Origin of the sequence: Nitrososphaera viennensis EN76 (assembly GCF_000698785.1) — an archaeon.
Lineage (GTDB): Archaea > Thermoproteota > Nitrososphaeria > Nitrososphaerales > Nitrososphaeraceae > Nitrososphaera > Nitrososphaera viennensis.
The window spans coordinates 1,901,067-1,923,325 of record NZ_CP007536.1 but is presented as its reverse complement, the minus strand read 5'-3'; the positions used below and the strand labels follow the sequence as shown (position 1 = coordinate 1,923,325).

The window sequence follows — 22,259 nt, the reverse complement described above, 5'->3', positions numbered from 1 at the left end:
GTACACAAGGCCAAGATTCCGCTTGGCGCAGGGGCACCGGGTAACATTGGACAGCAAGATTGATTATTCGGACTTGTATAGTGAAATTCCTGTGGGATTGTTCAACCGCTGGAAGCCAAAAGGCAAGATGTACAGCCTGAAATGCACGCAGTGCGGCGCAGGCTTTCTCTCCAGCTACAGCCTGGATGCCCCGATATGCGGCAAGTGCCTTCAAAAGGCCAAGTCTCTTGACTCGACCGTCGACCACGCAAAGGTCTGCATAAAGTGCGGCAACTCGGGCGTGATATACGGCAAGGAGCTGTGCCATGCCTGCTATTTTGGCTTCAACAACAGCAAGCAGAAACAAGAATAGTTTAGCAGAGGGTCGCCAAAACATTACAGAAGGGCATTAATTTTTCAAAGGGGAGAGTCGCGGCGCCGGCAACACGGTTTTCGACGCCGCGGAGGGAGAACGGGATGCTCGGGAAAGCTTCCATTCTCTCCCCTTTTGCTGCCTAATAAGCAAAGCTGGAATTAAGGAGCGCGCTGGCATTTGGCACATATCACCATATAATGCCATTTAACGGCATTTAATGCCGTCATGCTCATTTTTGCATAAAACGAGGAATCAGGGTACGGGGCGGGACAAGCTTTGTTGTTGTTATCCAAAGGTAAAGGTGTAGACCGTGAATCCCTCCCCCACCACGTCTATGACAAGAGTGTGGCGGGCATAGCCCCCGTGTGTCGCAAGGTTGTAGAGGCGCTGGCCGCTGATGTCAGCTATGTTATTTTCATTGACGTCGGCGCCCCTGTCAGGCCCCACTGCATGGCCGTCTTCTGACACGTACGCCTTGCCGGCCCCGCCGGCGACGATGTTGACGGACTTGGCCGAGTACTCTAGCACTATCCTTCCGGTGTGGCTTTTCAGCTCCATGCTGTCGGGGTTGTTGAGCCAGTCGCCGGAAAGGTAGATGATGTTTGGCTGGATGTCGTCGACGTCGTCCGGCAGCGTGTATTTCACCACCTTGCCGGGGTCAAAGCCCTCCGGGTTTCCGAGGTTTGCGCGGGCAAACTTGTAGCCAAAGTAAAGCTCGGGCGTGTTTATCCTGCCAAAGTCGACGCTCTGCGCGCCCTCTGGCTTGACAGGGGTTGTTGTTGTTGATGATGATGACGCGTTTATGGTTGCGTTCTGGCCCAGGTTTGCCGCGCGCTCTTGCAACAACGATTGGATGACTTGCTCTGTCTCCTCGTAGCTGCCCTCGCCGATGTGGTCGTACCGGACGAACCCTTCGTCGTCTACAAGGAACTTGTGCGGCCAGTAGCGGTTCTGGTAGGCGTTCCACGTGCCACGGTCGTTGTCCTGCACGACGGGGTACTTTATCCCGAACTTTTCCACCGCGGCCTGGACGTTTTCGGGATTCTTTTCAAAGTCAAACTCAGGCGTGCTGACTCCTACAATGACCAGCCCGTGGTCGGCGTACTTTTCATACCACGCGTTCAGATACGGAATAGTGCGGATGCAGTTGATGCAGCTGTACGTCCAGAAATCGACGAGCACCACCTTGCCCTTCAGGTCGGCAAGCTTGAACGGCTGCGAGTTGATGTAGTTGGAGATGCCTGCAAGCTCTGGTGCCTGCTTGAATTGCGACTTGTCCGCGTGCGTTTTTGCAATATTGGCGGTGCCTGCCGGGATTATTTCACCCGGGCCTGCCGACGCCTTGCTGTTCAGCTCGGGGCTGTTGAAGTAAAAGCCAAAGCCGGCGATGAGCACCACCACCGCGACGCCCACGGCAAGGGCGCTTGCGCTGTCGCGGTTCATATTATATCAAATCCCCCTCTCCAGGTTGATTATCTGGTCGGCAAGCGGAAAGTTGGCAATGGCTGCCAGCTGGTTGGTGAACACCAGTATGCCCAGCAGGATGAGCACGCCTCCCATTATCAGGTTGAAATACTTCAGGTGCCTGACCATCCTGCGGATGACGCCGGTCGCCTGCGAAAAGAACGCGCCCGTTATCAGAAACGGCACGCCAAGGCCGATGGCATAAGCAAGGAGCGAATTGTACGCGGCCCCCGGCGAAGTTGCGGCAAGGGCAAGCGTGCTTCCAAGGATAGGCCCGACGCACGGCGTCCACCCCGACGCAAACGCCGCCCCAAAGACAAACGAAGTGATGTAGCTGGTCTTGAATTTCGGGAGGTTTGTCATGCGCTTTTCAAAATTGAGTTTTGCAATCTTTGTGGAGAGTATGAGGTAGGCTCCAAAAACGATGATCACTATGCCGCCGGCTGCCTGCAGCGTGCCCTGAAAGCCTGCGCCAGCGCCGGCAAGCACCGAATTAAAAATGACGCCGAGCACCGCAAAAACGAGCGAAAAGCCCAGCACGAAATACACGGTGTTGAGAAAGATGTTGAGGCGCGTAGAGCGCTTTAACGTGACTGATGATGACGATGATGAGCCGCCACCGGCAGCTGATGCCTGCTGACCCTGACCTTGGTCCCGATTCTGGTTCTGCACCTCCGATAGAGTCGTGCCAGAAAGGTACGAAATGAACGCCGGCAGTATTGGAAGTATGCACGGCGAAAAGAACGAACCTGCGCCTGCAAGCGCGGATACAAGCACGCTTGTCTCTACTACCACACTAATTCATGCGGTGCTTTGCAGATTTTGCTGATATACTTTTTTCCAGATCTGCACCAGATTACCAGTCAGAGCGGCCTGAGCGTGACCTTCAGGAGCGTGGCGATGCCGGCAAGTTCCGCAATGTGCACGCCCACGAAGTACGGCAGGAGCGCCTCGGCATAGAGTGGGGCCATCGCAAAGTATCCATAGACCGCTATGGCGTTGTGGAGGACAAGCATGCCTGCAAAGAACATGAGGCCGAGCGTGAACACCGCCCTCGTGTTGCGGTATATGCGCCCGTACATGGCAAGGAGCACGGCCAGTATCCCGATGTTTACCAGGCTCACAGCCGCGCTAACGTCCATCAGCATTGCCATAGCGTTGTTACTACATTGAAGCGCAACCGATTCATCTTATTTACTTTTTTCCAGATCTTTTATTGCTACTGCTTCCCATTTTCTTGTCGATGGCTGCCCTGACCTCGTCAAACGCGCCGATGTTGTGCTCAAGGTACGGCGATATGAAGTAAAGCACGCCGTACTTTTCGCCTGCCCTTGTGACCATGTTGTTTTTCTCCAGCACGTGTATGTGGTGCTGGATGGCCTTGTAGTCGAGGCCCATCGCCTCTGCAAGCTGGTTCGTGTTGTACGGCCTTTCCTTCAAGAGGCCTATGATCTTGATCCGGTTTTCGCCGCCCCGGGAGCCGGCAAAGAGGAACCACAAGAGGCGCCGGGCGTCCGGGTCGGTCATACTCTGGCGTACTACAAGATAACAAGAGAATTTAAACTTGAGAAGAAAAGCAAAGCAGGAAATTGCTATATTGTAGCCTGACGCAGTAACAATGCCATATGGCCACCAAGTGCGTCGCCTTTCATTCTTACAAGGGGGGCACTGGCAAGACGACCATCGCCGCAAACTGCGCCGCGCTCTTGGCAAAAAAAGGCTTCAAGGTGGCGCTCCTTGACCTTGACGTCTATGCGCCAAGCCTCTACACCTATTTTGGAAGCGAGCCAGAAAAGTGGCTCAACGACTACCTCCTCGGCGACGCAGCAGTGGAAGACGTCATGACCGACGTCACGGAGACTGTCCGCGAATACACCCGGAAACATGATAATGATATAAAGAACGTCATGAGGGACGGCGGAAAGCTGTGGATCGGCTTTTGCAGCATGCGAAAGGAGGAGGTCTACAAGCTGGACAGCAGCACGGTTGAATCGTCAAAGTCGCAACTGCGCAGGTTCATACTCTTGCGCGAGCAGCTCATCTCCAACTACGGCCCGGATTACATCATAATCGACACCAGCCCCGGCATACGGTACTGGTCCATCAACGCGCTTGCCGTGGCCGACGCGCTCTTTCTCACCCTGAAGATGGGCGACATTGACATCGAGGGCACGAACAAGCTCGCCTCCGAGATATACAGCTCGCTGACAAAGTACGGCACGAGGTCGTTCCTGCTGCTGAACAGGGTGGCAGGCTACTGCGTGCCCGAAGCCCGTTTTGCGGGCAGCAGTGCCGGTAGGATGACGATGATTGAAGAAGGGAGCGCAGACATTGCCGGCGTGCTTGCCGGCAAGACGGGCATGGAAGTCATTTCCTCGATACCGTGCTATTGCGACATACAGTTCAGCAGGAAGGAGTTCCTGACTGCCCTTGTGCAGCCGGGCCACCCGTTCACAAAGCAGGTGGAAAGGCTCATCGAGGCCATGCAGATCAAAGTTTAAGGCTGACGTTTCGGTTCATGATCATACCGAGAAAGAGAAAGAGAGGGCACACAGCTTTTGGTCAAATCCGTGCACGATGAAGAAAAAAAAGAAGTGATCCCCGGCCGGCGCCACGTTTTTTTCAAGGGCGCGCTCCCACGGGGAGCCTTTTTGCTCACCGGGCCTGCCGGCTCGGGCAAGACTATGTACTGCATGCAGTTTCTGCGCGACGGGATTGCGGCAGGGGAGCGCTGCGTGTATGTCAGCCTCGACCCGCTCTTTTCCGAGGAGAAATTCAAAAGACTGGTTGGGAGCCAGGAGGCGGAAGTAGTGCTGTTTGTTGCGCCCACCACCACTACTATCGCCGCCTCCTCTTCCTCTGCCAGGAGCGGAAAAAAAGCAAAGGATCCGGCCGGCGCAGCGGCGGTCCTGCTGGAGCAGGTGCGCGGCTCTGTTGCTGCTTCTTCCGGCGCGCCGGCAAGAGTCGCTGTCGACTCTATCACCCACCTCCTCCCCCACTTTTCAGAAAGCGAGGTGCTAGAGTTTGTCGCAGGGCTTGCCAGTGCTTTGAGAAACGCTGGCGCAATGGCAGTAGTCACGCTCACGACCACGCCTTCAAGGGACCTGTCTGACACCGTCGCGTCGCTCTTGGACGGCACGCTGCAGATAAAGCTTGAGGACGAGGGAAAAGAGCTTGCAAGGAGCCTGCGGCTGCTTGCAGTCAGGGGGACGTACCACAACCCCGTCTGGGCAAGGTTCTCGATAACACAAGAAGGCTCCCTGGCGTTTGGGCAGGATGAACAGGAACAGGCAGAGCTGGCGATGACAATATGCAAGCTGTGCGACAAGCCTATCGCGGGCAAGGTGGCTTATGACGCAGAAGACGCCCCGTTCCACCCGCACTGCCTTGAAACGTACAGGAAGCTGAGCGACATTTACGGCTCAAGCGTGATCCACCCTGCCGCCATTCCCGTCGGCGTCGTAAACGCCAGCTTTTTCTTCATAGACATCGTCGGGCTTTCGGACCCTTCGCTGTCAGTGGAAAAGCAGATCAAAAAGATAGAGAACCTCAACAGGCTCATCAGCTCCTGCGACGCTGTTGCAAAGGCGCCAAGGGACAAGAGGATAATCCTCCCCACCGGGGACGGGATGGCCATCGGCTTTCTGATGAACCCCGAGCTTCCCCTGCAGCTGAGCATGCAGCTGCACCGCAAGCTGGGCGTTTTTAACAGGGGCGCCGCCGGCGCCGGGGAGGCCATCGGCGTCAGGATAGGGCTGAGCGCAGGCCCGGTGTTCGTGGTGTCCGACATCAACGGCAACCAGAACGTGTGGGGCCCCGGCATCATCCTTGCGCGCAGGGTGATGGACATCGGCGACGACAGGCACATACTCCTGGCAGACAGCCTGGCAGAGCAGCTGATAAACCTGAAAGACGAGTACAGGGCGACAATAAAGCTGGTGAGCCCGAAATTTACGATCAAGCACGGGCAGGCGATCAAGGTGTACTCGGCATCGGGCGCGGACTTTGGCAACCCCAAAGTGCCCGCAAGGCTTGCTAGCTAGCTAACTAGCTAACTAAACCTTGACGAAAAAGAAGTCCTTGCCGTACAGGCTCGTGAACTTTTTGAACAAGAGCGCGCAGTCCCGGGAATCAAAGGCATAGTCCAGCCCGTCAAGCGTCTCTATCACCGCTGCAGCAGCAGGGTACGCCATGGCCTTTCCGCACATTGCGCAAATTGCTGGCCGCTGCCGCCCCTTCTCCATTTACTTTCCCCGGTCCGCGTTGTTGCGCATTGCCGGAGGAGCAGCAGCTGCTGCTTCTTCTTCTTCTTTCCTGCTCTTGCTGCTCTTTATCTCCTCGAGCACCTCGTCGAGGTAGTGCTTCATGCCGTCCACCTCGTCGGTTGCCAGCTCCAGCCTGATGAATATGGTGGACGGGTCGTGCTCCACAGAGACCCTCTTTAGCGTTAGCAGGTTGAAAAAGTGGCTAAAGCACCGGGCGCAAAAGAAGGAAAAGTGCTCCCCGCCGTCGTGCCTCACCACCATCGACACCACGTTCTTGCTGTCCTTCGAGTCCACCATCCTGGCGTCGAGGCCCTGGCCTGCAGCAAAGTCCCGGATAACCCCCATCGTCCTCCTGTTCACCGCCAGGGTGACGATCTCCTCGTCGTCATCGTCCTCGTTGCCCTGCCCGGCAGGCATAAGATACACACGGCACGAGGTAATACTAAAGCGTTAGAGCCGCCGTTCAGGGCAAACAACGATCGTTAGGATACTGTTGCGTAATTTGTGATGGCTCTACCTCCCTCCCCTGCGGGTGCGTGGGATTTTAAATAATACTCAAAACAAGCGTCAATCATGGCAAACACCATCAGAATAAAACACGGAAACAACTACGAACTTGAAGTGACGACAGACGACATCAACGAGCTACCTGCAATGGTAGATCGAGCGGTCAAAAAGTTCTTGTCGGGATTTCAAACGACATACTCAAAGGAAGGGTTCTAAAAACGCTGAGCGATAGCCATAAAGCTTCCTTTGCCACATACAAGATGTGGCATTTCCATTTCCCTTTGCATTTGGCACGTTTGCAGATTACCTTGTGAATATCCTTGTAGTGACAAGCCTATTCTCTACCATTGCGCTTGGTGGATTCTTTCTTGGTTGGAAGGCATGTTTACGTAATCGCTTTCCAGATCAAAACAACGCCTATACCGACTGCAACAACTCCGCCTAAAATCAGCGGCCATGTTGCGATTGTGTCTGTTGAAGCACCTGAAGAAATTAACACACCGCCTAAAATTATGAGTATGATTGCGGTAATAATGGCGCCTATCATAGAGTAATTCAAAATTAGTACCTGATTTCTTTATCAGTCAGCTTTTCTTAGCTCCAGATGGTGTAAAATATACAAGTTTTACAGAACACAGCAATGTTTAAAATCCGTATTAGCTGGAAGCTAGCTCTCGACAATTGCACTATAAGAAACTCAGCGAATTTTACAGGAATTTCCTCGAGATTATGGTTGCAGTGATAATAGGTCAGAGCTTCGTGCAGGTCGATCATATTTTCATACCGTTTAGCAACGTGCTTTCTGATTATCGCTCATTTATCGATGCGTCGGGGATGTTAATGGTTTACTTTATTGTTGTATCTGGGTGGATAGGATATCATCGCTCAATTACCAAAAATCCGCATAAAGGCAAGTTGGGTAATGCGCGGTTTGTTGTTGACCTAGTTGTAGTATTTCTCACGTACTACATAGTAAGTGTAGCCAACCCCGAAAGCAAAGGTCATTTTGGCGATATTTTTCAGTGGATTCTTCCGATCATGTTCGGGTTGTATTTGCTATGGGACATACTGAAAATTTTGGAATATCGGGAAGAAGAGAGGGAAGAGCACAAAATCAGAGTACGCAGAATGATAATAACCGCAACATTCTTTGCTCTATTCATTGCATTCTCGTTCCTTTATCAATACCAACTTTCATTTTGGGACAATCCATATCCCACCACTCCGCCTTGGAATAAGACACATTTTGATTTCACATTTATCATATACACATTCGCGCTCGTATTCTTCTATAGAGGGATCAAGTGGCCTGTCAAAGGCAAATTGCCAAAGCCTAAAAAAATGAAAGCAAAAGCTAACGCAAAGGTAGACATACCATTTTCAGACTTGCCAAAAGAGAAAGAGAAAAACGGCTAATCGTTTGGTTCTTTGATAAAGTATTCATCTTCATTTTCTGGGTCGATTTCCAAAATAATCTTCCGATGGCATCGGTCGCACATTGTTTCATACCTGCCAGTCGGAGAATCGATTAATTCTTGTTCATCTTCTTCACTGATTAAATGTCTGCCAGACCAGCACAAGATTTGTCCAAATGGATTTGGTTTGTGCGTCAATGACATGATAAAATTAATTGAATCTACCTCCTGATAAATATATGCAATTGTAATTTGCAAATACATCCATGATATATCCATATGGATATAAGTATATATAAGGTATATGCATATGGATATACGTGAGCAACACAACCGCAAGCACGACAGAACAAAGCGAAAATGTCCGATGCAAATATTGCATGTCCTACAAGGTAGTAAAAGACGGCAAGGTACACGGCCAGCAGGTCTACAGGTGCAGAAACTGCTCACACCGCTTTTACAACAACGGACAGCCTAGCAAGATGAAGGTAAAGAAGCACGTCATTGTTGCAGCCCTTAACCTATATTTCGATGGCCTGTCAGTCCGAAAGGTGCAGAACCAGCTTGCGCAATTGATGGGAGAAAAAGTTGACTCTTCGACAATCTATCGCTGGATTGTCAAGTACTCTGCTCTAGTCAGCAAGTTCTGCGAAGAGAAGATGAACCCAGAGACATCAGGCAAGTGGCACGAAGATGAAACCATGATAAAGTGCGAGGGTAGAAACGTCTGGTTCTGGGAAATGATAGACGAAGAGACAAAATTCCTAGTTGGCTCACACCTAGGCGGCGAGCGCACAATCGAAGAGACAATGAAGATATTTGAAAGTGCAAACAGGATAACAAAAGAAAGGCCAAAAGTAATCTTTGTGGATGGTAGCAACAGCTATGACAGAGCGTTCAACAAGGTCTACTACAGCAGGTACAAGGCTAACCGCGTCGAGCTTGTCAAGCGTGTTGGCATTCAGGCAAGGACAACCAACAACGTCGTAGAGCGTGTACATGGAACGTTGAAAGACAGGCTGCGTCCTATGCGTGGACTAAAGAACGAAAAGGCATCTAAGATACTGCTTGACGGCTACGTTGTAAATTACAACTATGTCAGAAAGCACCAAACGATAAAGAAAACACCCGCGCAGGCGGCAGGCATCCAGATAACTAACGGCTGGTCAGAGCTGATAGACAAGGCGACTCAGGATCAGGCGTTGGAGCATGGCGGCGAACGAAAGCCTGAAGAGCAGGTTGTTGAGGTGAAGGCATGATGGCGAGGGCTTTAGTGACACTCCCCGATAACTTGATGGAGATTGTCGATAGCCTGAAAGGTACGATGGGAGAGGGCAGGTCAGACATAATTAGGGCGATAGTTACTTCATGGATGTCTGAGAAGGGATACCTGAGGGGAGACAAGAATGAGTAAAAAGCGCAACTTGGAAGCGGAGATTGATGACCTTAGAGAAGAGGTCTCTATGCTTAATACTATGCTAGACAGCCTGTCAGATGTGCTGGAGGAAAAAGGCGTCATAACTCAGGCAGACTGGGAAAAGAAGATTAAAGAAAATTTGGCTGCCAAGTAGCCTCTCAGAAAGGAGACCTTCTGGATGACCAGATCCCGAGTTTCTTTTCCACAGATTTCAAAGAAGCGTCAAGACTTTGGTACGCTTCCTTTAGCATATCCTCTAAAGGTCTGCCTGAACGAGCTCTCGATATGAATGAGAAAGTAGTCTTTTCCATTTCCTTAAGTTGCTTCTGTTGTTGTTTCAACTTTTGTTCTTGTTCATCCATATCTGTTATAGCGCGCTTTAGATTACGTTCGGCATCAATAATTGAATGCCTCATTTCCTGCATGTCTCTTAAAGCATCGTCAAGCTGAGTCTTGGTGACTTCTATTTTCTTTGATAGAACATCACGTTCGAGTTTGGATAAATTAAAAACTCTGATGTCCAAGATGACGCCACCTAGCATCATTAACGCTCCAGCTACAGTAAGTTCATTGAATGTATTGGGAGTAAGAATCAAACCTCCAATGATAAGCAATCCATTGCCTATGATAAATTCGGCATTCTCGAAACGTGCAATTGTTAACGAATTATGTGGCATCTCACGACCCATATCCCTTTGGTAAATCTGAATAGAATATGCTTCTATTTAATGGCCAGCTCATTTGAGGGAGAGGGGGTTATCACAAATGACGCAACAGTATCATCGTTAGCTAACCTTATATCCTTGTAAAAGGTAACAAGTTCTAGACAAAGGTTTTACGGTTTAAAACGGAAACGTCCGTGCGACTTTTGTGGCAAAAAAGCATACACGCAAGAAGAACATAAAACAAAAGAGAACAAAGTGAAGAATAAAAAATGACGAAGACGTTCGCAGAATTGGGTCTGAGCGCGGAATTAAACAAGGCGCTCAGCGAGAATGGATTTGAGGCGCCGTTTCCTATACAGGAGGCAGCTATACCCCTTGTTTTGCAGGGTAAGGATGTCATAGGGCAGGCGCACACAGGAACCGGCAAGACGGCAGCATTTGGACTGCCCATACTGGCCCGCGTCAGCAACGAGGGCCCCGTCCAGGCGCTGGTGCTTGTGCCGACAAGAGAGTTGGCGGTGCAGGTAACTACAGAAATAAGCCGGTTGGCCAAGTACACGGGAATAAGGACCGTAGCCATCTACGGCGGACAGAGCATAAACATCCAGAACGAGAAATTGCAGAGGGGCGTGCAGATAGTAGTGGCAACGCCCGGCAGGCTTATCGACCACATAAAGCAGGGCTCGATAATCCTTGACGACGTCAAGTTTGTCGTTATGGACGAGGCTGACAGGATGCTTGACATGGGATTCATCGACGACATCAAGTTCATCCTGTTCTACGTCAACGAGGACAGGCAGACCTGCTTGTTCTCGGCGACGATGCCGCCAGAGATCCTCAGGCTGGCAGAGGAGTACATGAAGGAGATAGAGCACGTGAGGCTCAACGAGGAGGAAGTGACGCTGGACACGATAGAGCAGTCGTACCTGGTGGTGGAGGAGCGTGAAAAGTTCAGGCACCTATGCGACTTTATCAGGAAGAACAGGGACGCCAAGGCGCAGACGATCGTGTTTGCCGCGACAAAGCAGCGCGCTGACAGGGTTGCGCACCAGCTAAAGAGGGACGGCTTTTCAGCGATAGCCATCCACGGCGACCTCACGCAGAGGCAGCGCGACCAGGCGATGTTCAAGTTCCGCAAGGGCACCGAGGACATCCTTGTCGCGACCGACATTGCCGCAAGGGGAATCGACGTGCCGGCGGTAGGAAACGTCATCAACTACGACATCCCTGACGACCCCAACGTGTACTTCCACAGGATCGGAAGGACGGCAAGGGCGGGCGCAGAGGGCAAGGCCATCTCGCTCGTGTCAGCCGAGAGGATAGCCGACATGGAGCGCATACTTGCGCAGACCACGCTCCCGATACGCAAGCTCAACGACGAGATGGGCATCGCAGTTCCTGTTGCGCAGCCACGCTCGTACGGCGGCGGAGGATACCGCAACAGGCAGTCATACGGCGGCGGTTATGGAAGCCGCGGCTATGGCGGAGGTGGAGGGTACGGTGGCGGCGGTTATGGTGGTAATAGGGGCTACGGTGGCGGCGGTCGCGGAGGAGGCTATGGCGGCGGAAGGCGCGGCGGTTATGGTGGACAGCGCCGGGGCGGCTATGGCGGCGGAAGGCGCGGCGGGTACGGCCGCAGCAACTACGGCGGATACTGAGCGGGAATCGTTTTTAAGTCCCGCAACTCCTTCTTTTTCTAATGTCTTTTGGCGTCGACACGCTTGGCGGCCTGTCCGAGAAGCTAAAGCAGCTGTCAAACGACACGCAGAGCATGTACGAGGCATTCATTGACGCCACGCAGCTGTACAAGCAGGGCAAGATGGGCGAAAAAGAGTATTTCGCAAGGATAGGCGACTACCTCGTCGCCACGTCTGCGATGAACTTTCTTGCCATCCGCGTCATATTTGAGATCAAGGGCGCGATGGACAAGGGCACGTCGGTAAAGAACCCCACGGGAGGAGTGGCAACCGCCGCGCCACCGCAGCAGGCAGGCTTTGGCATCGGCGGCTTTGTGAACGCAGGAGGTTCTGTAGGACCGTCTGCGGGGTATACGCTTCCGTCGCCCCAAGCTGAGCCGACTTTCAAGCCAGTGGACATCGAGCTACCAAGGCCCAAGGCAAGTGGCGGCAGCAATACAAAGAGCTGCGTTTTCTGCGGGGCGTCCATACCGCAGCATGCCAAGTTCTGCAGCAAGTGCGGCAAGTCGCAATGATAATAATATAATATTAATAGCGACTCTGCGCGATCAACCTTATGACCAAGGTCTTCAATGGCAGGTCTGCAACCGACGAGTACATGTCCACGCACTCGCTCACCTTTTCCACGCCCGAGATGACACTGAAAAAATTTGCGCTGTGGCTCGGCGAGCAGGTGAACGCACCGGGCAAGGGACAGGTGCCACGCCTCATGCTCTACGTCGAGGAAAAAGGCGAGAAAAGCAACTCCGAGTTTGCGCCGGACACGAATGACTCGTTCAAGCCTACAGGAGCCGTTGCGGACATGTACGGCGACGTACAGGCAGCGGCAGCTCCCACCGAGCAGATGACCCCGCCGCGGCTTACGCCAATAAACCGCGAAACGCTCGAGCCAGAGAGCAGCAAGTTCTGCGTCAGCTGCGGGCAAAAGCTCAAGGCAAATGCCAAGTTCTGCACGAAATGCGGAAGCGCTCAATGACGCTTTTTCTCTTTCTCTCTTTCCTTCATTGCCAGGTAGCACTCGTTGCACACCGTCTTTGAAAAGAGGAAATTGAGCGAGTAGAACCTGACACGCCCGCACGACTCGCAGATCCTCATATATGCGCCTACTGCAACATTCCATCGGATAAACCTATGGCAGCGAGCGAAAAGCAGAATAGCGCAGAGCATGCAAAAGCAGCTGGTTGAAAACAGTCAGGCTGGTTATCACGGGAAACCCGGGCGTGGGTAAGCACACGAGCGCGCAGCTTGTTGCAAGAGAGCTGAAGGCAGAGATAATCGACATCAACAAGGTCGCGCTGGACAACGGCGCTGTGCTGGAAAAGACGGGCAAGGGGATCGAAGTCGACACGAAAAAGGCCAGCAAGCTAGTTGCAAATATACTAAATAAAAAGAAGAAAGGCAGTTTCGTGATAGTCGGCCATCTTGCTCCATATGTCATGAAAAAATCGGCCGGCATTGACATGGCCGCCGTGCTGCGCAGGTCGCCTAGAAAGCTTGAAGAGACGCTGCTTGAGCGCAAGTACATCCGGGAAAAAGTCAATGAAAACGTCTCGGCCGAGATACTCGGCATCTCACTCTACGATTCGATAAAGGCGTTTGGCAAGCGCAAGGTGGCCGAGTTTGACACTACTGGAAAAACACCAGAGCAGACCGCGGAGGAGATAATCGCCACCGTGCAAAAGGAAAGGCCCCGGCGCTCCGGCTCGGTCGACTGGCTTGCAGTGATATCGGAGGAAGAGGTGCAGCGCTACTTTTCGTACTAAGAGTATCTTAACTTCTCGATATATGCATCCAACGATGAAGCATCTTCGCTTATCTTTTCTTTATCTTTAGTTGCAATATGGTTGATGCCGCTTTTATGCAATTCAATCAGTTTTTCGATTGTCCATCTTAGTATTGATGAAATCATATTGTAATCGTCGCTGCTTATTTTCTTGCTTTTATCCGCCTCAAGGCCGCCATGGGCGAACCCGGACCTTTTACCGTAGAACTTTTTCATCTGTCTATCGAGCGCACTTCTAGCGGAGGATCTTTTTTTGTTTATATAATCATCTGTCAAGGTCGTTCTCACATCTTCAGGCGGAATCCTATAGAAGGTAACAATCCACGCAGGTGTATCTCCCAGTAGGAAGGCAACCTTCTCTGATAGTTTCCATCCGAGATAGTCTTTTTCACCTTCTGCTAAGAGCATGCCCTCTAAAGCAATTATACAAAGCAGAAATCTGATGTGTAGAGGGGTTGCATCATCAACCAATCCAAATATATCCACAGCATTTAGCAGTCTCTTCTCTAAATCGGATGGGTGTTTATTGATTCTCATACTTGTAATGTCACTGACCATCTGATCTAGGAAGTCCCTTCTAACAAAAATAGTCTCTTTGCCATGGTTTCTGTAACCCCCGCCGGTCGATTTGCTTTTGTCCATATGGTATATGTAATCAAAAGGGGATTCTGCATGAAGATCGAAAAGAGTGCCGTGAATATCATACACTATCTTCAGGATGTTGATATTTCTTCTTGCTTCAAGTATCGCCTTCTTCCTAGCTTTATTCTGACCAACAGATTCAACTTCAAGATACATGTACCATTCATTTTTTTCTACGCTTTTTGTATTCTGTTAGTTTTTCTGTTGCATATAGTCGATCCATATTATACTTATGTTTCCATTCCCAACTGAGGTTCTTCTGTGCAAAATCAGGTAATTTGTCGAAGGGGAATAATTTGCCAGAGCCAACTTGATAGCCTTCAGGGAAATCAAATAATCGTCCGAGTCTAAAGTAAAAATGAAACTTCTTTGGATTTCCAAAAATTCTTTCATCGATAGCAGTTATGAGATCGTCTCGACTGATTTCGGGTATTGAATTCTTTTGTGTATATAATAAAATGGCAACGAAAAAATCAGAGATATCCATATAATCGGCATTGTTTGCTTTCTCCTGCAATTGGTCTAGAATATTAGATAGCTTCTGCTTCTCGATAACATAATTGTCATCAGTTCCTTGCTTCATTAGTTCTAATATGTGCCATGCTTGATCATAGAATTGATTTATTATCTGCTCTTTCTTTGGCACAGTTTTCTGCAATCTTGACTAGTATTTAGAACCTTGTGTGCACTAGCAACTCCAGAATATTATCACCAATATGCAATCTCATCCCTATTTTTATCGATAAGGAGTAAAGCATACTGCGTGAAACTAATTCTTTTATCTTCTTGGAAAGCAGAATGCAATGATGATATTTCTCAGGACAATGTGGCTGCAAGGAATTATGCGCAGCCATGCTCAAATTATGCAGTTATGCACGCTTAGAAAACGGCTCTATGCAACAACACCTTTCGTCCAATTGCTACAAAGAAAAGTCGATGCGCATAACGTGGCCGGATGGCACGAACGTCGAGGCCAACTTTTACGCTAAGGACGAGAGCAAGAGCATGGTGGCGGTGCAGCAGAACAAGCTTGCCAGGCCCGCGGACGTTGCGCGTGCAAAGGAGCGCTGGCACGGCGCTTTTGACCGCCTGGAAGCGCTGCTGGCCTAAAAATTCGTATATATACAACCGAGCAATTGAGAAAGGCATGGCAGCTGTTGTTACAAGAAAATTTGGCGAAGAGACTCTTCAATTCATCGGCAAAAAGGTGGCGGTAGAGACTTCTGATAGCAAGGTTTACAACGGGACGCTTGCCGGCGTCGACGACAAGCTCGACATCGTGCTTGACAACGTCGAGGGCCACGGCATACTGAAGGTGATCCTGAACGGCGCGTTTGTCAAGGAAATCCGCCTTATGGAAAAGCCGTTTGACTTCAAGGCGCTTGCAGAGAGGCTGGAAAGGGCGTTTCCCGGCCTTGTCAAGATCCGCGAGGACGTCGGCGCCATCATCGTCATGGACAAGATAAAGGTGACGCAGTCCGGGGTGGAGGAAGGAACGGGCCTTTCTGCCGACAGGGTCAGGTCCATCTTTGACGCCTTTATGAAGGAGACAAAGAAGCAGAGTGGCGTTTGAGGTCCGCTACACGGATCTTGCGGCCCGAATAGGCAGGCTCTCGACGCCCCACGGGGAAGTGGAGACGCCGGCTTTTGTGCCGGTGGTACACCCGGTCAGGCAGACAATAAGCCCGCAATTCCTCAAGGAAAAGATGGGCTTTACGCTCGTGATCACAAACGCATACATCACGCTAAAGCACTACGGCGACGAGGCAAGAAAGCGTGGCATACACGACATCATCGGCTTTGACGGCTCGGTGATGACCGACTCGGGCGGCTACCAGGTGCTGGAGTACGGGTCGGTCGAGGTGGAGCCGGCAGCAATGGCACAGTTTGAAAAAGACATCAAGAGCGACATCCCGATACCGCTTGACAAGCCCACCGGCTACGGCCTCCCGTACGGGCAGGCCAAAGAGTACGTCAGGATTACGCTTGAAAACTGCAAGCAGACGCTAGAGGTAGTCGGCAACGACACGGACGCGGTGTGGGTCGGGCCGGTGCAGGGCGCCGAGCATTTCGACCTTGTCGAGCATTCGGCGCAAGCCCTTGACGGCATGGGCTTTCAGTTCATGGCTCTAGGAAGCCCGGTCGAGCTGATGGAGGCGTACGAGTTTGCGACCCTGGCGCGCATGATAGCGCGCGCAAAAAAGGTTATACCGGCAAAACCGGTGCACCTCTTTGGCGCAGGCCACCCGCTCACCATCCCGCTTGCTATTGCGCTTGGCTGCGACACGTTTGACTCGGCGTCGTACATGCTGTACGCCAAGGACGGCAGGTACATGCATGCAAACGGCACGGCGCGAATCGAAGAGCTGGCATACCTGCCGTGCCAGTGCCCCATCTGTTCATCGTACACCCTCAAGGAGCTGCGCGACGTGCCAAGGGACCAGCGCATGATAGAGGTCGCCAAGCACAACCTGCACGTGCTGAAAGCAGAGGTGGACATGACAAAGCAGGCCATAATGGACGGCCGGCTGTGGGAGTACGTGATGCAAAAGGCAAGGGCGCACCCCAAGCTGATGGAGGCGGTGCAGCTGTTTGGAGACAGCGAGTTTGACTTTGTCGCAGGAGGCACGCCGCTTTTCAAAGAAAAGGCGATCTTTTTCTTTGATCCTGTAGACCAGCACAGGCCGGAGGCAAGGCGCTTCAGGCAGGCCGTCTCGCAATTTACGACGGCCAAGAAAAAGCTCGTCGTGTTTCCTGAAGGCGAGGTCCACCCCTTTTACGCGACGAGGGGCTTCAAGGCGCTCGCCAAAAAGTTCCCTGACGCGCAGATTGCTACGTACAACCCGTACCTCGGCATAATCCCGGCAGAAATATCCGACGTGTTTCCCGCATCTCACAACCTGACGCCAAGGGCGGAGAGGCGCACAAGCGACTACCAGCCGTTTGTAGAATCGCTTCAGAAATTTGCAGCCAGGTTTGACGAAGTGATAATCGTCGCCGACGGGTTCATGAAGCAGGCGGTAGAAGAGGCAAGGCTAAAGGCCCGCGTGGAGGATTATTCAGATCACGTGATTGACAGGCTATAGACTGCCGTCCACACCGGCTGCCGCAGTCCGGCAGCAAAAAGAGATCGCAAAAAAGGTCGTTGCAAGAGACGATCATGGGGACATAAAGCTTGTGTGCGGAGTCGACGTCTCGTACCGCGCAGGCGTGGCGCACTGCTCTGCCGTTGTCATGGATACCGACCTGAATATAGTGGAGCAGGCAAGCACGAAAAGCGAGATCAGGCACCCGTACATCCCCGGCCTTTTCATGCTGCGGGAGGCTGGCCCCATCCTGCGCACGCTAAAACGCCTGGACCGCTACGACCTTGTCATGGTGGACGGCCACGGGCTGCTGCACCCTCGCAGGTGCGGCCTTGCATGCTACATCGGCGTTGCCAAGGACAAGCCGGCGATAGGTGCTGCAAAGAGCCTGCTATGCGGAAGCGTGAGGAATGACAATTACATCGAGCTTGGCGGCGAGACCCTTGGCTACACGATAGCGGCAGAGGGTCGCAAGAAGAAGAACTTGTACGTGAGCGTAGGCCACAGGATGTCGCTTGAATCTGCTGTTTCCCTCGTCAGAAGCATGACAAAGAAAGGAGAGTGGCTGCCAGAGCCTCTCCGGCTGGCAGACACGTTTTCTAGGCGTTGACGATGATCGGCTTCTTTTCTTCTTCTATCGGCTCCAGTTCCCGCTCTGGCTCCGGTATCTGCTTTCTGACCTTGTGCTTGCGCAACTCTTCATAATACATGTAGTCGCACATATTGTAGCAGTACGATCGACGAACTAGTAGAAATAAGTTTTGAAAATTTGGAAAAAGGAGAAAAAGAGAAGAGAGAGAAAGAGTTTGGGGATGGACTTTTAACCTTCTTCCCAGCCCTTGCTGAACACACCGTTCTTGTGCAGCGGGACTGGCTGTCCTGGGGTGTATTCCATCGGCCTCATCCAGAATATAGCGTGTGTTGGGCACACACCGACGCATGCTCCGTCGGAGATGCATCTCTCTGGATAGAAGACAAATGCCTTACCCCTCTTCCATCCTTCCACCGGCTTGACCCTGAGTACATCTGGACCGAGAGCGGTGCAGATTTCTACGCAGAGCGCGCAGCCGATGCATCTTTGCTCATCGACGTCTGGAAGTATAGCAATTGGCATCTATTAATTCACTAAGCGTTGTCAGTGCTTGAAACTATTTAAACTCTATGCATATCCCAAAACACTGTTATAACATTCTCATAAAGGTAACAGAATAGCATCCGCTCATCGATGAAAAGATGAAAAAGAAAAGGAAAAAAGAGAGAAGTGTTTTTTCTTGCTTTTACTTGCCGCCCTGTCTCAGGACGTCAACTTGGCCACTGTGTAGCCAGTCCTTCAGCTCCTCGTGGGTCGGCTTTGCATCGTGCTTGCCTGCCAAGTGAAGGTGCAGAAGAACGTAGTTAACCTGGTTGAGCAATGGCTTGTTGGACTCGTCACCCTTGCGAGCCTTTGCCTTCAAGTCAGCTGGAACTGTCTTCCACCAGTCGTCAAATTTCCTAACCATAAGTCAGGAGTAACGAACGGAACTTAATAAGCGTTATGGGGTTTTGTAAACGGTGTTATAGGTGAAAAACCCTATGCGCATGAAGCAACATATAGGGACGAGTCAGTGGCAGCACTGCGCGCACGAGCCATGTCTTTCAAGCTGGAAGAATTGCAGAAAGCACATAAAGCTTACCGGCAGTTTGCTGAGAAAAACCCGCCAGTGCACCATGCGCGATACATTTTCCCATTTTTCACTGGATCGTATTTTGCATACCGCAAGGTCGACGTGCTGCGCGTCGTTGCGATAGCAAAAGCGGTGAATGAAAAGCCAAGCTACCTAGATGTCGGTTGCGGCTATGGGGATTTCCTGAAAAAGGTGATAGAGTATTTGCCGGGCGCGTCAGGAGTCGAAAAGGAAGGCGGGATATTTTACGCGCTGGGCATGGAAAAGCCCGCCTACATCGAGATTGCGCCTGTCGAGTCACTATTGTCAAAGCCGGTGGACGTGGCGTTTGTCGGGTGGATGGAGCCGGGAGCCGACTTTCGCAGGCAGGTGGCAAAGATTGCAAAGTGCGTCATTACGACGTTTGACGCAGGCGGCCAGTGCGGGGTAAACGGCGGCTGCGAGTACGACGAGTTTGGCTTTGAGCAAATAGCGTGGTGGCGGACGCCCTCGTGGATAGACGTAAACGCCGAGCTTATGAACCGTTACTACACGCCGTCGCTTTCGGAGGAGAAAAAGCGCCACCTTGCAACTCTGCGCAGCGCGCACAACTTTTGGTACGTCTATGCAAGGCCAGAGCTTGCTGACAAGATAAGGGAGGCTCTTGCGTCGCACATCGCAAGGGAGGATGCAAAAGAAAGGTATGACTTTGAAGGCGTGCTGGACGAGTGCGGGTTTGGGTACAAAGAAGAGCTTGCAACGGTTACAACTGCAAAACGCCTGTGGGAAGTGATCCTGGACTAGCATATGCCGTTTGTCACTGACGACCTGCGAAAGGCGATGGCGTCGTTTGCGCAGTTCCAGAGAAACGCCGCGTCGCCGCACCACGCGCGATACAGCTTTCCGTTCTTTGCCGGCACCTACTTTTCCTATCGCAAGGTCGACGTGCTGCGCGTCGTTGCGATAGCAAGGGCAGTTAACGATAACAATCCAAGCTACCTTGACGTTGGCTGCGGCTATGGAGACTTTTTGAAAAGAATAAGGGAGTATTTGCCGGGCGCAGAGGGGCTTGAAAAGGACGCCGGCATATTCTACGGCCTCGGCATCGCAAAACCTGACTATATCAGGATAGCCGACGCGCACTGGATCGACAGGAAATACGACGTTATCTTTGTAGGATGGATGGAGCCGGGGCAGGACTTTCGCGACCCCGTTGCCAGGAGCACTGACGTCATTGTCACGACGCTTGACCAGGGCATCAGCCTTGCAGCCGAGTTTGATGGCCACGGCTTTGAGCGCGTCGCGTGGTGGCGTACGCCTTCGTGGGAGGACGTCAATATCGAGATCATGAACCGCCATTACACAAAGATGCCAGAGGAAAAACGCGCGCAGCTGGCAAGGATGCGCGGCGCGCACAACCTCTGGTACGTCTATGCCAGGCCAAACATGGCTGCTAGGGTAAAGAAGGCTCTGGAAAAGCAGGCGGCGGCCGAGCCCTCAATCAAGGAAAGATACGACTTTGAATCCGTGCTGGACGAGTGCGGGTTTGGGTACATGCAACAGCTGGAAAATCCTGCCGTGCAGGATCCGCTATGGCAGGTGCGCTTTGGCTAGATAAAAGAGACTAGAGTGTCTTACAGAAGTCTAATATGTAATGAAAATACCATATGATCGCTCAAGAAATGCGTCAGTCATTCTTGCCGGCTGTGCTGGTTGTCATTATGTCGCTTTTGCTTGCAAATATTGCCTATCAAATACTCCCCGCTGCAGATGCGCTGTGCATGGCTTACGGTGTGTACAGAATGCAGGCAGCGGCAGAAGGCGACAACCTGTACGTCTTGTGGGAGCATGAAACAGGCTATTACAATGGACAGGGAGACCACAACGTTTTCTTCAAGCACAGCACCGATGGCGGCAAGACGTTTGGCGAGGTCACAAGCCTCTACCATTCAGGTCCCTTATGCACAGCATATCCACACATGGCCGTCGAAGGGAGCAACGTCTATGTCATGTGGGGAGACGGAGGAGACATACTCTTCAAGGCAAGCAATGACAACGGCACAAGTTTTGGCGAAACCATTACGCTTGGAGAAGGATTCTTGGGCAATATCGGGTCAGCCGGGCCTTTTGTAGATGGAGGGCGGATTCTTGCCAGCAGCGATAGAGTATACGTAGTGTGGAATGACGCTCAGGGCGAGATTATCTTCAGGAAAAGCGACGATGATGGCAGGAGCTTTGGCCCACCTATCAATGTGAGCAAAAGCGATGCTCAATCCGTTAATCCGAGGATTGCAGCGTCAGGCAATAACATCTATGTTGTATGGTCAGAGGATGCAAGGTGCGAATTTATGATTGAGCCGACCTGCTCAACCAAGGCGTTATTTGCAAAAGGTTACGACCCAGACGGAAGCTTGGACGAGCCGGTGCCAGTTGACAAGCTGGCTTACAGCAGCTTTGGCGAACCAATGCTGCTGGACAAGCTGACAGGTGACGAGCTGTCCATGCCGGGATTCCCAAGCGTCGCAGCTGACGGAAGCAACGTTTACCTCCTGTGGAAGGAAAAAGACAACAATCTTTACTTTTCCTCAGGCAATGACCGCGGCCAGACATTCAGCAGCAAAGTAAACCTGTCAAAAGATTATGCAGAAGGAATGGGGGCCATTTCCATCCCGTCTTTATGGACTCGTGATGGAGACGTGTACGTCCTGTTGCAGGCGCCGGGAGAAAACGGCTATCTTTTGTTGAAAAGCACGGATGGCGGTAGGAACTTTGAGAGGGTGACGCAGCCTATGCCCGGGGAATTCAAGTCGGAGCAGAGTAGCAACAGGCAGATGATCATCACTGAAGATGGCAAGGCATATCTGTTATGGTCTATCTTTTCAGAGACAGAAAGAAGGGTATCGTTTGCAGCAGGTTATGAAGATAGATCGAGCGTCGAAAATCAGACTGATCTGGTAGAAAAAGAGTATGTACCAGAAATTCCTCCACCATCTAACGTGCTGTTGGTGGCGTCACATGATAACGTCTATGCATTGTGGCTTGAAGCCATTAATGCGACAGTGTCATCCCAAGAACAGCGCATAATTATGAGAGCAAGCACAGACGGCGGCAAGACGTTTGGCAGCGCCACAATACTCGAAGACGTTACAACGGTGCCTGAATTTGGGACGACGGCTGCAATCGTCGCAGCAGCGCTGGCCACAGGAGGGATTGTGGCCGCTGCACGGTTTACGAGATATAAAAGAACCAACCCTCGATAATGCAGTTCCACTGGAAGCACGCCCCTCCCTCCTGTTCAATTAGCAAGCTTTAAAGCGCCT

Annotated in this window: 33 protein-coding genes; 20 read left to right on the top strand and 13 right to left on the bottom strand. The window is 51.7% G+C overall.

What is annotated here, in order from left to right; genetic code table 11:
* Positions 1–46: 46 nt before the first annotated feature.
* Entirely contained in the window at positions 47–352 is a 306-nt protein-coding gene (locus NVIE_RS10940; protein WP_227717354.1) for a hypothetical protein, read from the top strand.
* 288 nt (positions 353–640) lie between these two features.
* Here the strand turns inward: NVIE_RS10940 and NVIE_RS10935 are convergent, their stop codons facing one another.
* From NVIE_RS10935 to NVIE_RS10920, 4 genes are all read right to left on the bottom strand, one after another.
* Positions 641–1,798: a redoxin domain-containing protein gene (locus tag NVIE_RS10935; RefSeq protein ID WP_075055277.1), complete on the bottom strand. Its 1,158-nt coding sequence runs from the start codon at positions 1,796–1,798 to the stop codon at positions 641–643.
* Between the two features lie 6 nt (positions 1,799–1,804).
* Complete coding sequence (locus NVIE_RS10930; protein WP_075055276.1) at positions 1,805–2,614, bottom strand: cytochrome c biogenesis CcdA family protein; 810 nt, start codon at positions 2,612–2,614, stop codon at positions 1,805–1,807.
* Positions 2,615–2,682: 68 nt separating this feature from the next.
* A complete protein-coding gene (locus NVIE_RS10925; protein WP_075055275.1) occupies positions 2,683–2,973 on the bottom strand; it encodes a hypothetical protein in 291 nt (96 codons plus the stop codon).
* Positions 2,974–3,013: 40 nt separating this feature from the next.
* Positions 3,014–3,346: an ArsR/SmtB family transcription factor gene (locus tag NVIE_RS10920; protein ID WP_075055274.1), complete on the bottom strand. Its 333-nt coding sequence runs from the start codon at positions 3,344–3,346 to the stop codon at positions 3,014–3,016.
* Positions 3,347–3,444: 98 nt separating this feature from the next.
* Between NVIE_RS10920 and NVIE_RS10915 the strand changes: the two genes are divergently transcribed.
* Together NVIE_RS10915 and NVIE_RS10910 are read left to right on the top strand one after the other, a co-directional pair.
* Entirely contained in the window at positions 3,445–4,320 is an 876-nt protein-coding gene (locus NVIE_RS10915; protein WP_075055273.1) for a MinD/ParA family ATP-binding protein, read from the top strand.
* A 57-nt stretch (positions 4,321–4,377) separates the two neighbouring features.
* A complete protein-coding gene (locus NVIE_RS10910; protein WP_075055272.1) occupies positions 4,378–5,862 on the top strand; it encodes a DUF7504 family protein in 1,485 nt (494 codons plus the stop codon).
* A gap of 12 nt (positions 5,863–5,874) precedes the next feature.
* Here NVIE_RS10910 and NVIE_RS15560 read toward each other — a convergent pair whose 3' ends face one another.
* Entirely contained in the window at positions 5,875–6,027 is a 153-nt protein-coding gene (locus NVIE_RS15560; RefSeq protein WP_158435210.1) for a hypothetical protein, read from the bottom strand.
* A 36-nt stretch (positions 6,028–6,063) separates the two neighbouring features.
* A complete protein-coding gene (locus tag NVIE_RS10900) occupies positions 6,064–6,501 on the bottom strand; it encodes a hypothetical protein (RefSeq protein ID WP_075055270.1) in 438 nt (145 codons plus the stop codon).
* Positions 6,502–6,657: 156 nt separating this feature from the next.
* Between NVIE_RS10900 and NVIE_RS15555 the strand changes: the two genes are divergently transcribed.
* The 6 genes from NVIE_RS15555 to NVIE_RS15550 all read left to right on the top strand — a co-directional run bounded on the left by NVIE_RS15555 (position 6,658) and on the right by NVIE_RS15550 (position 9,577).
* Positions 6,658–6,807 carry a hypothetical protein gene (locus tag NVIE_RS15555; protein ID WP_158435209.1) on the top strand — a complete coding sequence of 50 codons (150 nt, stop codon included), beginning with the start codon at positions 6,658–6,660 and terminating at the stop codon, positions 6,805–6,807.
* Positions 6,808–6,959: 152 nt separating this feature from the next.
* Positions 6,960–7,145, top strand: a complete 186-nt coding sequence (locus NVIE_RS14925; protein ID WP_144239674.1) for a hypothetical protein — start codon at positions 6,960–6,962, stop codon at positions 7,143–7,145.
* A gap of 127 nt (positions 7,146–7,272) precedes the next feature.
* Entirely contained in the window at positions 7,273–8,007 is a 735-nt protein-coding gene (locus NVIE_RS10895; protein ID WP_075055269.1) for a hypothetical protein, read from the top strand.
* A 319-nt stretch (positions 8,008–8,326) separates the two neighbouring features.
* Positions 8,327–9,265: an IS6 family transposase gene (locus NVIE_RS10885; protein WP_258914119.1), complete on the top strand. Its 939-nt coding sequence runs from the start codon at positions 8,327–8,329 to the stop codon at positions 9,263–9,265.
* Complete coding sequence (locus NVIE_RS10880; protein WP_084790551.1) at positions 9,262–9,420, top strand: ribbon-helix-helix domain-containing protein; 159 nt, start codon at positions 9,262–9,264, stop codon at positions 9,418–9,420. Before NVIE_RS10885 ends, NVIE_RS10880 begins: the two co-directional genes overlap by 4 nt.
* Entirely contained in the window at positions 9,413–9,577 is a 165-nt protein-coding gene (locus NVIE_RS15550; protein WP_158435208.1) for a hypothetical protein, read from the top strand. The genes NVIE_RS10880 and NVIE_RS15550 overlap by 8 nt, the downstream gene beginning before the upstream one ends.
* A gap of 4 nt (positions 9,578–9,581) precedes the next feature.
* Here NVIE_RS15550 and NVIE_RS10875 read toward each other — a convergent pair whose 3' ends face one another.
* Positions 9,582–10,112, bottom strand: a complete 531-nt coding sequence (locus NVIE_RS10875) for a hypothetical protein (RefSeq protein ID WP_075055266.1) — start codon at positions 10,110–10,112, stop codon at positions 9,582–9,584.
* A 245-nt stretch (positions 10,113–10,357) separates the two neighbouring features.
* On the opposite strand from NVIE_RS10875, the gene NVIE_RS10870 reads away from it, so the two are divergent.
* The 3 genes from NVIE_RS10870 to NVIE_RS10860 are packed head-to-tail and all read left to right on the top strand — an operon-like array spanning position 10,358 to position 12,761.
* Positions 10,358–11,746: a DEAD/DEAH box helicase gene (locus NVIE_RS10870; RefSeq protein WP_075055265.1), complete on the top strand. Its 1,389-nt coding sequence runs from the start codon at positions 10,358–10,360 to the stop codon at positions 11,744–11,746.
* Between the two features lie 41 nt (positions 11,747–11,787).
* Positions 11,788–12,300 (top strand): zinc ribbon domain-containing protein, encoded by a 513-nt coding sequence (locus NVIE_RS10865; RefSeq protein ID WP_075055264.1) that lies wholly within the window; start codon positions 11,788–11,790, stop codon positions 12,298–12,300.
* 41 nt (positions 12,301–12,341) lie between these two features.
* The gene (locus tag NVIE_RS10860) at positions 12,342–12,761 is read left to right on the top strand and encodes a zinc ribbon domain-containing protein (protein WP_075055263.1); all 420 of its coding nucleotides are present in this window, start codon (positions 12,342–12,344) and stop codon (positions 12,759–12,761) included.
* On the opposite strand, the gene NVIE_RS16150 is transcribed toward NVIE_RS10860, so the two are convergent.
* The gene (locus NVIE_RS16150; protein WP_258914118.1) at positions 12,755–12,880 is read right to left on the bottom strand and encodes a hypothetical protein; all 126 of its coding nucleotides are present in this window, start codon (positions 12,878–12,880) and stop codon (positions 12,755–12,757) included. The genes NVIE_RS10860 and NVIE_RS16150 overlap by 7 nt on opposite strands.
* A gap of 86 nt (positions 12,881–12,966) precedes the next feature.
* Between NVIE_RS16150 and NVIE_RS10855 the strand changes: the two genes are divergently transcribed.
* Entirely contained in the window at positions 12,967–13,548 is a 582-nt protein-coding gene (locus NVIE_RS10855) for an adenylate kinase family protein (RefSeq protein WP_075055262.1), read from the top strand.
* On the opposite strand, the gene NVIE_RS10850 is transcribed toward NVIE_RS10855, so the two are convergent.
* Together NVIE_RS10850 and NVIE_RS10845 are read right to left on the bottom strand one after the other, a co-directional pair.
* Positions 13,545–14,366, bottom strand: coding sequence for a HEPN domain-containing protein (locus NVIE_RS10850; RefSeq protein ID WP_075055261.1), 822 nt, complete (start codon positions 14,364–14,366; stop codon positions 13,545–13,547). The genes NVIE_RS10855 and NVIE_RS10850 overlap by 4 nt on opposite strands.
* Positions 14,367–14,373: 7 nt before the next feature.
* The gene (locus tag NVIE_RS10845; protein ID WP_144239673.1) at positions 14,374–14,856 is read right to left on the bottom strand and encodes a hypothetical protein; all 483 of its coding nucleotides are present in this window, start codon (positions 14,854–14,856) and stop codon (positions 14,374–14,376) included.
* Positions 14,857–15,104: 248 nt separating this feature from the next.
* Here NVIE_RS10845 and NVIE_RS15545 point away from each other — a divergent pair, with 248 nt between their 5' ends.
* Genes NVIE_RS15545 through NVIE_RS10825 form a run of 4 tightly spaced genes read left to right on the top strand, consistent with a single transcriptional unit; the run spans position 15,105 to position 17,906 of the window.
* A complete protein-coding gene (locus tag NVIE_RS15545) occupies positions 15,105–15,320 on the top strand; it encodes a hypothetical protein (protein ID WP_075055259.1) in 216 nt (71 codons plus the stop codon).
* A gap of 37 nt (positions 15,321–15,357) precedes the next feature.
* Positions 15,358–15,783, top strand: a complete 426-nt coding sequence (locus tag NVIE_RS10835; protein WP_075055258.1) for an Lsm family RNA-binding protein — start codon at positions 15,358–15,360, stop codon at positions 15,781–15,783.
* Complete coding sequence (gene tgtA, locus NVIE_RS10830) at positions 15,773–17,296, top strand: tRNA guanosine(15) transglycosylase TgtA (protein WP_075055257.1); 1,524 nt, start codon at positions 15,773–15,775, stop codon at positions 17,294–17,296. Before NVIE_RS10835 ends, tgtA begins: the two co-directional genes overlap by 11 nt.
* Positions 17,283–17,906 (top strand): endonuclease V, encoded by a 624-nt coding sequence (locus tag NVIE_RS10825; protein ID WP_075055256.1) that lies wholly within the window; start codon positions 17,283–17,285, stop codon positions 17,904–17,906. The genes tgtA and NVIE_RS10825 overlap by 14 nt, the downstream gene beginning before the upstream one ends.
* Here NVIE_RS10825 and NVIE_RS16145 read toward each other — a convergent pair.
* The 3 genes from NVIE_RS16145 to NVIE_RS10815 form a co-directional block, all read right to left on the bottom strand.
* Positions 17,896–18,018 carry a hypothetical protein gene (locus tag NVIE_RS16145; protein ID WP_258914117.1) on the bottom strand — a complete coding sequence of 41 codons (123 nt, stop codon included), beginning with the start codon at positions 18,016–18,018 and terminating at the stop codon, positions 17,896–17,898. The genes NVIE_RS10825 and NVIE_RS16145 overlap by 11 nt on opposite strands.
* A 98-nt stretch (positions 18,019–18,116) precedes the next feature.
* Entirely contained in the window at positions 18,117–18,410 is a 294-nt protein-coding gene (locus NVIE_RS10820) for a 4Fe-4S dicluster domain-containing protein (protein WP_075055255.1), read from the bottom strand.
* A 163-nt stretch (positions 18,411–18,573) separates the two neighbouring features.
* Positions 18,574–18,795: a hypothetical protein gene (locus NVIE_RS10815; protein WP_075055254.1), complete on the bottom strand. Its 222-nt coding sequence runs from the start codon at positions 18,793–18,795 to the stop codon at positions 18,574–18,576.
* Between the two features lie 129 nt (positions 18,796–18,924).
* Between NVIE_RS10815 and NVIE_RS10810 the strand changes: the two genes are divergently transcribed.
* The 3 genes from NVIE_RS10810 (at position 18,925) to NVIE_RS10800 (ending at position 22,199) form a co-directional block, all read left to right on the top strand.
* Positions 18,925–19,743 carry a hypothetical protein gene (locus NVIE_RS10810; protein WP_075055253.1) on the top strand — a complete coding sequence of 273 codons (819 nt, stop codon included), beginning with the start codon at positions 18,925–18,927 and terminating at the stop codon, positions 19,741–19,743.
* 3 nt (positions 19,744–19,746) lie between these two features.
* Positions 19,747–20,553 (top strand): class I SAM-dependent methyltransferase, encoded by an 807-nt coding sequence (locus NVIE_RS10805; protein WP_075055252.1) that lies wholly within the window; start codon positions 19,747–19,749, stop codon positions 20,551–20,553.
* 167 nt (positions 20,554–20,720) lie between these two features.
* Positions 20,721–22,199: a sialidase family protein gene (locus NVIE_RS10800; protein WP_144239672.1), complete on the top strand. Its 1,479-nt coding sequence runs from the start codon at positions 20,721–20,723 to the stop codon at positions 22,197–22,199.
* Positions 22,200–22,259 lie beyond the last annotated feature (60 nt).

Coding starts and splice junctions, on each gene's coding strand:
- NVIE_RS10835 (WP_075055258.1), top strand. CDS start 15,358: ATGGCAGCTGTTGTTACAAGAAAATTTGGCGAAGAGACTCTTCAATTC.
- NVIE_RS16150 (WP_258914118.1), bottom strand. CDS start 12,880: ATGAGGATCTGCGAGTCGTGCGGGCGTGTCAGGTTCTACTCGCTCAAT.
- NVIE_RS10925 (WP_075055275.1), bottom strand. CDS start 2,973: ATGGCAATGCTGATGGACGTTAGCGCGGCTGTGAGCCTGGTAAACATC.
- NVIE_RS10820 (WP_075055255.1), bottom strand. CDS start 18,410: ATGCCAATTGCTATACTTCCAGACGTCGATGAGCAAAGATGCATCGGC.
- NVIE_RS15550 (WP_158435208.1), top strand. CDS start 9,413: ATGAGTAAAAAGCGCAACTTGGAAGCGGAGATTGATGACCTTAGAGAA.
- NVIE_RS10900 (WP_075055270.1), bottom strand. CDS start 6,501: ATGCCTGCCGGGCAGGGCAACGAGGACGATGACGACGAGGAGATCGTC.
- NVIE_RS10935 (WP_075055277.1), bottom strand. CDS start 1,798: ATGAACCGCGACAGCGCAAGCGCCCTTGCCGTGGGCGTCGCGGTGGTG.
- NVIE_RS10805 (WP_075055252.1), top strand. CDS start 19,747: ATGCCGTTTGTCACTGACGACCTGCGAAAGGCGATGGCGTCGTTTGCG.
- NVIE_RS10875 (WP_075055266.1), bottom strand. CDS start 10,112: ATGGGTCGTGAGATGCCACATAATTCGTTAACAATTGCACGTTTCGAG.
- NVIE_RS10850 (WP_075055261.1), bottom strand. CDS start 14,366: ATGTATCTTGAAGTTGAATCTGTTGGTCAGAATAAAGCTAGGAAGAAG.
- NVIE_RS15555 (WP_158435209.1), top strand. CDS start 6,658: ATGGCAAACACCATCAGAATAAAACACGGAAACAACTACGAACTTGAA.
- NVIE_RS10860 (WP_075055263.1), top strand. CDS start 12,342: ATGACCAAGGTCTTCAATGGCAGGTCTGCAACCGACGAGTACATGTCC.
- NVIE_RS10920 (WP_075055274.1), bottom strand. CDS start 3,346: ATGACCGACCCGGACGCCCGGCGCCTCTTGTGGTTCCTCTTTGCCGGC.
- NVIE_RS15560 (WP_158435210.1), bottom strand. CDS start 6,027: ATGTGCGGAAAGGCCATGGCGTACCCTGCTGCTGCAGCGGTGATAGAG.
- NVIE_RS10865 (WP_075055264.1), top strand. CDS start 11,788: ATGTCTTTTGGCGTCGACACGCTTGGCGGCCTGTCCGAGAAGCTAAAG.
- NVIE_RS16145 (WP_258914117.1), bottom strand. CDS start 18,018: ATGTGCGACTACATGTATTATGAAGAGTTGCGCAAGCACAAGGTCAGA.
- NVIE_RS15545 (WP_075055259.1), top strand. CDS start 15,105: ATGCAACAACACCTTTCGTCCAATTGCTACAAAGAAAAGTCGATGCGC.
- NVIE_RS10810 (WP_075055253.1), top strand. CDS start 18,925: ATGTCTTTCAAGCTGGAAGAATTGCAGAAAGCACATAAAGCTTACCGG.
- NVIE_RS10800 (WP_144239672.1), top strand. CDS start 20,721: ATGGCTTACGGTGTGTACAGAATGCAGGCAGCGGCAGAAGGCGACAAC.
- NVIE_RS10880 (WP_084790551.1), top strand. CDS start 9,262: ATGATGGCGAGGGCTTTAGTGACACTCCCCGATAACTTGATGGAGATT.
- NVIE_RS10915 (WP_075055273.1), top strand. CDS start 3,445: ATGGCCACCAAGTGCGTCGCCTTTCATTCTTACAAGGGGGGCACTGGC.
- NVIE_RS10815 (WP_075055254.1), bottom strand. CDS start 18,795: ATGGTTAGGAAATTTGACGACTGGTGGAAGACAGTTCCAGCTGACTTG.
- NVIE_RS10870 (WP_075055265.1), top strand. CDS start 10,358: ATGACGAAGACGTTCGCAGAATTGGGTCTGAGCGCGGAATTAAACAAG.